The sequence below is a fragment of the Rhizobium sp. BK376 genome, assembly GCF_004341625.1.
Taxonomy (GTDB): domain Bacteria; phylum Pseudomonadota; class Alphaproteobacteria; order Rhizobiales; family Rhizobiaceae; genus Rhizobium.
This window is the reverse complement of the sequence record NZ_SLZG01000017.1, coordinates 65,861-76,312: the sequence shown is the minus strand read 5'-3', so window position 1 is coordinate 76,312 and position 10,452 is coordinate 65,861. Positions and strand designations below refer to the sequence as shown.

9 protein-coding genes are annotated in these 10,452 nt (G+C 57.5%); 1 reads left to right on the top strand and 8 read right to left on the bottom strand.

Going from position 1 to position 10,452, the window contains the following annotated elements; translation table 11 throughout:
- Positions 1 to 191 precede the first annotated feature (191 nt).
- Positions 192 to 644, top strand: coding sequence for a hypothetical protein (locus EV561_RS27790; RefSeq protein WP_132526569.1), 453 nt, complete (start codon positions 192 to 194; stop codon positions 642 to 644).
- Between the two features lie 168 nt (positions 645 to 812).
- Here the strand turns inward: EV561_RS27790 and EV561_RS27785 are convergent, their stop codons facing one another.
- The 8 genes from EV561_RS27785 to EV561_RS27750 form a co-directional block, all read right to left on the bottom strand.
- Positions 813 to 1,367 carry a hypothetical protein gene (locus tag EV561_RS27785; protein ID WP_132526607.1) on the bottom strand — a complete coding sequence of 185 codons (555 nt, stop codon included), beginning with the start codon at positions 1,365 to 1,367 and terminating at the stop codon, positions 813 to 815.
- A gap of 58 nt (positions 1,368 to 1,425) precedes the next feature.
- Positions 1,426 to 1,890 carry a hypothetical protein gene (locus EV561_RS27780; protein WP_132526567.1) on the bottom strand — a complete coding sequence of 155 codons (465 nt, stop codon included), beginning with the start codon at positions 1,888 to 1,890 and terminating at the stop codon, positions 1,426 to 1,428.
- 21 nt (positions 1,891 to 1,911) lie between these two features.
- Positions 1,912 to 3,588, bottom strand: coding sequence for a ShlB/FhaC/HecB family hemolysin secretion/activation protein (locus EV561_RS27775; RefSeq protein ID WP_348633759.1), 1,677 nt, complete (start codon positions 3,586 to 3,588; stop codon positions 1,912 to 1,914).
- Positions 3,589 to 3,710: 122 nt separating this feature from the next.
- On the bottom strand, positions 3,711 to 4,379 hold the full coding sequence (locus EV561_RS27770) for an invasion associated locus B family protein (protein ID WP_132526563.1): 669 nt from the start codon (positions 4,377 to 4,379) through the stop codon (positions 3,711 to 3,713).
- 294 nt (positions 4,380 to 4,673) lie between these two features.
- Positions 4,674 to 6,116: a hypothetical protein gene (locus tag EV561_RS27765; protein WP_132526561.1), complete on the bottom strand. Its 1,443-nt coding sequence runs from the start codon at positions 6,114 to 6,116 to the stop codon at positions 4,674 to 4,676.
- A gap of 254 nt (positions 6,117 to 6,370) precedes the next feature.
- Entirely contained in the window at positions 6,371 to 6,757 is a 387-nt protein-coding gene (locus EV561_RS27760; RefSeq protein ID WP_132526559.1) for a hypothetical protein, read from the bottom strand.
- A 24-nt stretch (positions 6,758 to 6,781) separates the two neighbouring features.
- On the bottom strand, positions 6,782 to 8,266 hold the full coding sequence (locus EV561_RS27755) for an HlyD family type I secretion periplasmic adaptor subunit (protein WP_132526557.1): 1,485 nt from the start codon (positions 8,264 to 8,266) through the stop codon (positions 6,782 to 6,784).
- Positions 8,263 to 10,449 carry a type I secretion system permease/ATPase gene (locus EV561_RS27750; RefSeq protein WP_132526555.1) on the bottom strand — a complete coding sequence of 729 codons (2,187 nt, stop codon included), beginning with the start codon at positions 10,447 to 10,449 and terminating at the stop codon, positions 8,263 to 8,265. The genes EV561_RS27755 and EV561_RS27750 overlap by 4 nt, the downstream gene beginning before the upstream one ends.
- Positions 10,450 to 10,452: the final 3 nt, after the last annotated feature.

The window sequence follows — 10,452 nt, the reverse complement described above, 5'->3', positions numbered from 1 at the left end:
CATTGCACGGATATGGAGAGCAATCGTCGAGGAGTTCGCGTAAATTTGGTAAAGCCTATATAAATTTTACAACTTCATTGCGCGATGTAAAAAGAACACGAATTACGGATTGCCCCATGACCTCAACATCTTCTCGCAACAGGGGTCGGGGAAAGATGCCAACGAAATCAGATCTGAAAGGACAACTCCCTTTGAAACGCATCCTCAAGTCGCTTGTCGCACTTTCCGTCTTGTCGGGCTGTACTTCTACCATCGCTCCCGCGCCCGCCAAACTTGCAGGCCCTGCCTCGAGGGTGTCCGCCGAAAGTTCAGACCTTGCTCAATTCAAGTCCGATCCGAAGACACTGAAAGCCACCCGGTCGTTTCCAGAGAGCTTTGATGTGATGTATAAACGTGTCGCTGGTCAAGCCGACCGTTGCTTTAATGGAGCAAGCGACCTTTATGCCGAGCAAGGTATTGGAGTTGCGTTCAACACCTACGATCTCAGCGGCGCCTATGTGTATTGGGTAAAAATCGAAAAGGCAGGCACAGGTTCGAAGGTTACGGTCTATACTGGCAATAATATGGCGAAACAAGGATACGTCGACGACATGTTCCGGTGGGCGTCCGGTGATACTAAATGCACCAAAGGTTGGATTATCTAAGGACGCCCCCTTCGCTCGTTAAATGCTGGTAGGCCGCTCCCATTCGTCGCATCCGCGCAAATAGAGCATTGGAAATGCGGTGACGGCGCGGTTGCCTGATCCCCAGTGACTAGCAAGGCCAATTCGATCATCCCGCGATAACAGACAGCTCGCTTGCGGGTCCAGGCGCTACTTCTTGGTCAGCAACCACTGCTTGACCTGTTGGGTGAATGCGTTCGACAGCCGTTGCGCCAGAATATCGTCCGGTCCCGCAGTCGATGCTGCGTTGACCGCCATCGCAACGATTATGCCGAGCCCCTCCCCGCGCATGCCGCTGTTACCCGCTGCGATGGGTTGCTCGGCGATGAGATGCCCCGTCTTGACGTCTTCCAGCCTGACTATCCCCGAAATCTGGCTGTCGCTATGAATGAGAATGCGCCCCGCCTTCGTGGCCAGATCAACCACATGCAGGCTAACGACCAACCGCGCTGGCGTTGGGCCGCCTGGTAGCCCAGTCAGGTCCTTCTCCATGGTCCCCTTCAGCACGCGAACGACCGTGGCCAGTTGCGGATCAGGCTTTCCTTCCGTGAACAGCCCCGTCATTTTTACGTCGGGCGCCGTCTCGATGCGGATTTCACGCACTGAACTCTGTTGAAGCGCCGCAATAAGCCGCGGATCGTTTGCTACACAGGAACTGAGTATCATCATGAAAATGATGGCGATGCCCCCGAAGAGGTATCGCATCAGCGGTGCGCCGGAAGCACCCGTTTCGGACGTCAAATGCATATAAATCTTCACCACCTCAGCCCTCTCTCTTGGCCGGCGTCGTCTTCGCGCTGCCGTCGAGCTTTTTGTAGAGATCGCCCAATTGCGACTTCGGCTGAGGACACTTTCTCGAGCGAGCAAGATCCGTCAGCACCTGGTTGCGATTGCGCAACGCATCGATCTCGATCTTTTCCGGCGATTTCGGATCCATGAAGAACAGGGCCGGCCAAAACAGAAGGACGCCTGTCGCACCCAGGATCACGTTCTTGCCCTGCGCCTGTGAACGCTCCTTGACCGTTGCGATGATCTGGCGCTCGTTGGCTGCAAATTCGCGCGTTATGCCGCCGCAGTCCATCCCGCCATCACCAACACTGGTGGATGCGATCGGATGCGCTTCACGGCCGCCGCAGCTCGAAAGTATGATTGAAGAGCAGAGAAATGCCGTTATGGCGAGCGGCCCAGCCGAGAATGTCTTGCGATCTTTCTTTTCGATTAAGTTCATGAATATCCTCTCAATTAATAATCACCATTTCAGGGATGCACTGGCGAACAGCAGTCCCGCATCATTCCGGCTAACCGAGCCGCCAAGCACGTCCGAATAGCCGATGTCGAAATTCACAGAGCCGCCGGCAAGCTTGGCGCCGACCGTCCAGCCGCCCATGTCGCCCCCATCGATTTGGTAGCGCGACTGGGCAGCGATCCGTCCGTAGTCGATCCCAACATAAGGGCGCAGCTCGCCGAATATCTTGGCGACTGTGGCGTTTCCGGCGAATGGTTGCGTCCGCCAAACGAGGTCGTTGCGAACGAAGAAACCGTTGTTGCCGTAGAGCATGGTTTCGCGCGTGCCGCGCACGGTCGAATACCCGCCCACCGAGATCTGCTCTGCCCCGAAAAGATTGTCGGGAGAATATTGGCCGGTCAGGATCGAATCGATCTCGAAATGTTGCCCCGCAAGCTCCAAGGGACGTGTCACCGTGATGGTGCCGCTGAACTTCGAGAAACGAGGATCTGCGTCCCCCGCCCCGACATCGCCCGGTGCGACTGCATCGAAGAGGTCGAGCCCCTGATCGTACGACAAGTCGAAGACCCAGAGGCCTCCGAGCATTCGGCGCGAATGAGAAATACCGAGATCGCCGACCGAATATCGGCGACTGCCGACCTCGATCTTGCTCCCGAGCAGGAAGTTGTTGGTTTCCTTGTAGGTGAGGCCGCTATTGACGGTCGTGATCGAATCCTTGTCGCGCAGAACGACGCGATCCACGCCAATACCGAGCCGCCTGCTGTCACCACTTGTCTGCAGTGGTCCGAAATTACCCGGCACGGAACTGCGATAGTCATACCAGGAGCCGTTCAGAGACAATGTCCAGTAGCCGTAGGGAAGGCTCGCATTGCCGGAATAGCTGTTGCTGTCGCCTTGACCGTCATTCCGCCAGGGATAGTCCGGACCCGTACGCTCGTAGGCAAAATTCCACTGGTCGTTAAGACCGAAGAGGTCGTCATAGCCGCTCGAGAGCGACGTCTGCGAATAGCCTGTCTGCCACTGACCGAGATTGCTGTTGCCGACCGACCCGTGCCAGCGATGATCGGGGTTGTTCTCGATGTTGAGGATCGAGGTCCCATCGGTCTTTCCCGGCAGCATGGCCGTCTTGGCATTGTTGGAGGATAGGCGGTTGATCTGGTCGAGACCCTGTTCGATGTCGCGCAGGTTGGTGACGCGTCCCTTCATGCCGGGAAAGGCGGTCGCTAGCATCCCCGAACCTGACGTCGGTTTGCCGTTGAGGTAAATGTCGGACAACGCTCCCTCGACGGCGACGAGCCGCAACGTCTTCGTCTTGGCGATATCCTGCGCCGGCACGTAAACGCGCGACGTCACCAGGCCCTTGTTGAGATAGAGATGTGTCAGGTCGCGCAGCAACATATTGATGTCGCCGACACCGATACACCGGTTGCCATAGGGCGCCGTGATCCTGTCGATGGCGCCCGCGGAAAACTGCTTTACCCCCTCGACGGTGACACGGGCGACCGCAAAGCAGGGGCCGCCCTTTTGCTCGGCCGGCACATGCTTCTGGTCGATCGGCGCTGTCAGGGGTTTCGGAGTTGCATCCCGCAATGCGTCAAGGCGTTGCTTTTCCGCCTGTTGCGCCTGCCGTCGCGCGAAATCATCGCTTGGCGGTTGCTGTGCGCGACCCTGTGATGACACCAGGACCGCCGACGCCAATGCGACAGAGAACAGGACAGCGGGCGACGACGTCGAAAAGGCGCGTCTGTACCATGCAGGGGTTCTCCCCAATGCCGCAATCATCGGTTCTTACCGCCGTCCGGCTACTTGGAGACAGATTTCTCTAAAGCGTCGAGAGCCCCTGACAGGCCCTTGAAGGAGAATTTGATGTTGACCCTCTGACCATTCATCATCTGGACATGGCCGGTCCCGTCGGACGCCTTGGCAAGGGCCGCAACCATCCTTGCATCGAGCTTCTGCTGCGCCCAACAGCCCGCCTGATTGCAATTGCGATAGGCAAGCTGCACGACCGGCTTGTCGCCTGCGTCGATACTGATCCCGGCGGGCAGATACATGTTCAGCGGCACGAGGGTCGTAACCACAAGCTCGCTTGCGGGCAGCTTCTCAACCTTCTGGCTCGAGCCTGAGGATGCCGGTGGCACCTTGGCGATCGCAAGCGTCAGAATGTTCACATCCTGATCGCCCTGCTTCACCGTTGCGATCTGCGCCACTTCGCAGTTGGTCGTCGTCTGGCCGTCTGCGGCCTTGCCATCGATGCAGCGATAGTACCAATCGTCGAACTTCTGCACGCGCGCTTGCGGGGCCGGCTGCTGTTCGCTCGCGGTAGGAGCGGATCCTTGTGTGCTCGATGGAGTATTTGCTGCCGGTCCGGGTTGCTCCTGAGCGATTGCGGAGAATGCGAGCAGGGTCGAGCAAAGAAATACTGCAGATCCAAAAATCTGAACGGAAAACGTCTTATTCAGGGGTGGCATGCGAAACTTCCTAAAGCCAAAGCTATTTGCTTGCGCAAGGCCGGCCCTGCGCAACTGGCAATGTGTCAAAGTTCACGAAAATGCACCTGGAATCGGTGTGGCCGATCATGGCCTGTCCGATCAATAGCAGGTTTTTAAAAAGTACAGCGAAAAGTAGCACTCATCGACGCGGGCTTCTCACGCGTTTCTGGATAGGTGTGTAAAATATGCAACAGCCGCGTTTAGTTGAAACACCATAAGCTCTTGATGAGATATGAACCCTCGCCTATTTCGGTCGAATGGCACATGCATAGATTATGGAGCTTGGACTGGCCCTTGAACGCGACGGAGCTGTTCTTGCCGAACGAATAGGTCTTCCGGTTCCAGAACAGTGCCACGATCGTAGCTTTCCGTTTCCAGTTCAACAGGATAGCTCGATTCGCCGAGGCCTTGGCGGTAATGACTGAGGACTTGCACATTTCTTCCGGAAGATTTCGATATCCAAACGTTGACGAAAGCTTCCCATCCATGCCGCCGCCACAAGGCCCAGTAGCGCAATGCGTGCTCACCGTTAATATCCTCAACACCTTGATATCGACACGCAGTAAAGATTGGTTGCCCCGTTCGGTCGTCCAGGGTCGTGCGAACAACGGTTCGCTTGGATCTCTTCCAAATTCCGCTACCAGATCTGGCAAAAATGTAACCATCCATCGCCTGGAGTTCTTGACGAAGTTTTGGCGGACCATCGGGTGGTACCCCATAGATTTTCGAAAGGTGGCGTCCGGCATCATGTGTGCTTTCATACGCACGGTTGACGTCGTAACAGGACTTATCCTCGTACGGACCTTCAGGGGCTCTTGTCGTCCGCTCGCTCTGCACGCTGCCGAGATTGGCGGGCGTTCTCAGCTTTCCCGCGGAGTCTTGCTGGCATTGTGCATTGGCAGCAGATCCGCAAACCACCACCCCAAGCTCGCCGTCTGTGGAGACCTTTGTCAGCAAACCGGATTTCAGCGCATCGTCGGTCTGGATGATATGCATGTCCTGGGGGATCGCCGACGCGATCATAGCGAAGACATCGTTGCTGATCCCCATTTGATCGAAATAGACTGCAAGTTCTCTACGCAGCGCCGGATAGAGCTTGGTTGAGGTTGTTTCCTTGACGATCTTTCGCTTGGAACCGTCCGCCTCATATTCTTGCCGGACGGTCGTGATTTGATGAACGCCCAGATAAGCGTTGCGAGCAGCAACTCTTACTGAACCTCCTGCAAATAAGAACGGACAAGCCGACAAACAGTATGCGCCGCCGGCGCGAACGACGCCCTCCGACCAGTCGTTGTCTGACACGGTCTCCTGACATCGGGGATTAAGCGTCGGGCAATCTTTCAGCTGCGTGCGTCCGATTTCGGTTTCCAAACCTGCCTTGCGGATCATTCGGCCAACGGCAAGGGCCGCGTTCACATCTCCACCACCGGACTGAATAACGATGGGCAGCTTTCTGCCATTCAAGCTCTTCAGCAGCGCCGCGAAAAGCTTGGGCGTGTCGGCACTGATTTTCCCTTCCGCGGAAACCCACTCAATGCATGCCTCCTTGCAATCGCCGCTGTGAACTAGAATAAAATCCATCGGCCTTTGTCCGGAACCTGGAGCTTCCGCAAACGCAAGGTCGGCTGTCAGCAGCGGCGCAAGCAGCAAAGCGAATATCAGAAGACCAGTGACCACCAAGACGCCGGGCCGACCAATCATGATAGCCAAATTCATTGTGCTCCCAACCCATTCTGTTCGTCTTCGGCAGCATCTTCCCCTTGACGATCGTGCATGTCGTCCCGGTCATCAGACTTGTGCTCGAACGCAAAAGTCACGGACGACCGGCGGTCAGCGCGGTCGTAGGATTCGGCGCATTCGTCGCCGCGCGATGACCGAACTTCGAAATGGCCACCCTTTGTCTTGGCGACAGCGCTGCCGCGAAACGTCTCACAGGAGTCCATCTTCGTGACGACGGCCAGAACGATATCTTATGATTTGTGATCATGGAGGTTTTGCAGAGCCACACGACTAACCCTCAATGCCCGTGCGATACTGTCAGACGCGACGTAATCCCGAGCGAAGTGGACATAGTCGTCGTAAGAAATCGTCCCTTTTTCGTAGGCGGTTAGAATGCGCCGGCAGAATTCATATCTTACTTTGGTTTGCGGAACTTTCATGAGCTCGGCGAGCTTCTGTTGCACTTCTGGCCTGACCCCCATGTGACTGCAGGCTTCGAGAGTCCTGTTGAACACTGTAGGATCACCCAACTGCATGCGGTCGTTATCCCAGCCGCTTTTCGTGGTCAGTGAGGCAGCCTGCCCTGAAACGGAAAGCAATGCCCACACAACAACGAACGAACCCACAAGCTTCTTCATTTTAAATCTCCCCCTTATGCGCATTCAGCGCTCGTGCATGGCTTCTGATGATATTTCGGCGATCGGCGAGAACAGGTATTCGAGAATCCGCCGCTTGCCCGTTTTGATTTCGACGGTCGCCGCCATGCCTGGGCTGAGCGGCTGCAAGGTGCCGTCGACGCTGATGACATCGGTGTCGAGGCGAACCGTGACCGGGAAGACGAGGTTCTGGACACGTTCGACATTGCCGAGCGGGATGATGCTCTGCAATTCCTTGGCAGGCTCGGATTCCAGCTGCTGGGCATCGGCTTCAGGAACGGCGTCCCTGGCAACGGCGGTGACGTGACCGTGGATGATGCCATAACGAGTAAAGGGAAACGCCTCGACCTTGATAACCGCTTCCTGGCCGACAGTGACAAAGCCGACATCGCTGTTCGGCAGATAGGCTTCGATCTCGAGCGCCGTTCCGGCAGGTATAATCCGCATCAGTTCCGCACCGGGATTGACGACCTGTCCAATGGTGGTGATCGCAGACGCTTCCACCACGCCATCGATCGGGCTGGTGATGATCATCGATTCCCGTCGTGTGCGCGCCTTGACGACCTGCTTTTCCAGTTCGTCCGCTTGCTTGGAGGCATCGCCCTGTTTCCCGGCATAATCGGCGATGAAGGCACGGATGGTCTTTTCCCCTTCGCTGGTCGCGACCGCAAAGGCCGCTTTCGCCTCGCCGAGCTGGCCGATCTCCTCGGCCAGATCCGTCTCTTCCTTCTGCTGTTCTTCAAGGGCGTCGATCACTGCGGAGCGCGAGCCCGCCTCCTGCACGACCAGACCGGAACGCATATCGACCCGATCCTTCAGCGTTGCGATCAATGTCCTGTGGGCTTCGATCCTGGCGCTTAGCCGCCCGATGGTCGCCTGCTGCTGGTCGCGTTGCGCCGAAAGATTGTCGAGGTTAGAAGCAAGCTGTGACAGATCTGCGTTGAAGATCATCCGCTCGCGTTCGCGGACATTGTCCGGAACATTTGAAGGAAAGTCGATGACATCGTCAGCCATGGTGCGTGCCGGCACCCAGATCCCCGTGGCCATCCAGGCCTGCACTATCTTCAGAACAGCCTTTCGCCGGGCGACCTCACCATGCAGCGCCTGGATGCTCACCGTCATTGCATCCTCATCGGACTTCAGCTCGGTGTCATCGAGATCGACGACGACATCGCCCGACTTGACCCGCGTGCCGTTGACAACAGGGATCGACTTCGTCTTGCCTGTTTCGAGTGACTGGATAACCTTCACACGCCCGGTCGGCTGGATTTTGCCCTGTGCGGTCGAGACGATGTCGAAGGTCCCAAAATAGGTCCAGGCCAAGGTGGCAGCGACCAGCACACAAATGAACCAGATGAAAGCGGCGCGCACCGGCGAAGCGGGCGTCTCAAGGATCTCCAGAGCGGCGGGTAGGAACTCGTTATCGATACGCCTGCGCTTCGGCGAATTCGGCTTCTTCGGCAGGTCGCGGCGTCGAACAATCTGGTTCATGCCTGGTTCAACCCGTTCTGCAGCTGATAGAGATGGGCATAGAGACCATTCGGCTTGGCAAGCAGCGTCTCGTGCGTCCCCTCCTCGACGATGCGGCCGTCCTTCATGCCAACAATGCGATTGCAATGACGCACTGTCGCCAGCCGGTGGGCAATGATCAGAACCGTGCGGCCCTTCACGATCTCGCGCATGTTGGCGAGAATGATGCGCTCGCTTTCATAGTCGAGAGCGCTGGTCGCTTCATCGAGGATTAGGATCGGCGGATTGGTGGCAAGCGCTCTGGCGATGGCGAGCCGCTGGCGCTGGCCGCCGGAGAGGTTCGCACCCCGTTCTTCGATCAGCGTGTCATAGCCGCGTGGCAGTTTCGAGATGAATTCGTCGGCGCCGGACAGTCGCGCCATATGAATGGCGGCGGCCCGCGACATGGCCGGGTTCACCAGACAGATGTTCTCGTGAATGGTGCGGTTGAACAGCATGTTCTCCTGCAGCACGACACCGATATTCGCTCTCAGCCACGCCGGATCGACCTGGGCGATATCCTGGCCGTCGACGAAGACCTGGCCGCTGTTTGGAATATAGAAGCGCTGCACCAGCTTAGTCAGCGTGGACTTGCCCGATCCCGATGGTCCGACGATGCCAATGACTTCGCCAGGGCGCACTGACAGGTTGACGTCCCTCAGGACATCCGGACCATCCTGCGTATAGCGGAAGCTGACAGACTTGAAGGTGATCGCACCCTTTGGCGACGGCAGGCTGACCGCCACGCTCGGCCGCGGCTCAGGTGCCGCATTCAGGATATCCGCAAGCCTTGCCACCGATATCTGCACCTGCTGAAAATCCTGCCAGAGCTGGGAAAGCCTGAGGATCGGCTGCGAGACCTGATTGGCAATCATGTTGAAGGCAACGAGCGCGCCGACGGTCAGCTCGCCATTGATGACCGCCTGCGCCCCGAACAGCAGCAGCGCGGCAGAAACCAGCTTGTTGACGTACTGGATGGCGTTCTGTCCCTTGGCGGCGAGCATGGTCGTGGAGAAGGACGAACCCACATAGCCTGCCAGCCGCTCCTCCCACTGCGAGGCCACGACCGGTTCGACGGCGGCCGCCTTCAGCGTCTGGACGCCGACCACGCTTTCGACCAGCAACTGTTGGCTATAGGCGCCGCGCTCGAACTTCTCATCGATCTTTTCCTTGAGCAGTGGTCGGATCAGAAAGCCGATGGCGAGATAAAAAGGGATGGAGGCAACGACGATCCAGGCCAGCTTCTCAGAATAAGAAAACAAGACGACGATGAAGATGATCGTGAAGATCATGTCGAGGCCTGAGAACAGCGCCTGGCCGGTCAGAAAATTGCGGATCGTCTCCAGCTCTCGAACGCGCGCGATCGTCTGACCGGTCGCCCTTGTCTCGAAATAGTTGAGCGGCAGGTTCAACAGGTGTCGAAACAACCGTCGTCCAAGCTCGACGTCGATGCGGTTGGTCGTATGCGAGAGCGCATAGGTGCGCAGATACTGCAGGACAACATCGAACAAGCCGACCGCGGCAAGCCCGACGACAAGGACAATCAGCGTCGAGTAACTGCGATGCGCAAGCACCTTGTCGACGACGACCTGGAAGAACAGCGGGCTAACGAGCGCAAACAGCTGCACGAACAGCGACGCCAGCATGACATGGCCGAGCGCGTGACGGTAGCGCCAGATCGACGGCAGGAACCACTGAAAATCGAAGTTCTTGCGTGAGGCGCCTGGGCCGGCAAAGCGACGCTGGACGAGGATGAAGGAATGGCTGGTTGCCTTGAGCAATTCCGGCGCAGACAGGTTCCTCGCCGTGAAATCGACTGGGTTGATCAGACGATAACTGCCATCGGGGTTGACCCCACCAAAGACACCGAAGGAGCCGTCCTTCAGCATGGCAATCGACGGCGCAGGTAATGTCTGCAGACGTGCCTCGGTGGCGCAGGTAACGACCTTGGCTTTGAGACCGAGGCCCTTGGCAGCGCGCAGAATATCGTCCGGCACAGCAGGCGAAATCAGCGCTTGCTCTCTGGCCATTGTCTCCGCCTTCGCCGCGATCCGAAAATAACCCGCGATCGCCGCAAGGGCAGACAGGCCAGAGTCAGGGCCGACAATGGGTTCGGCTGGATTCTCAGGCGGCGGCGGATTGCCCGCGACCAGAATGCTGTCCATACT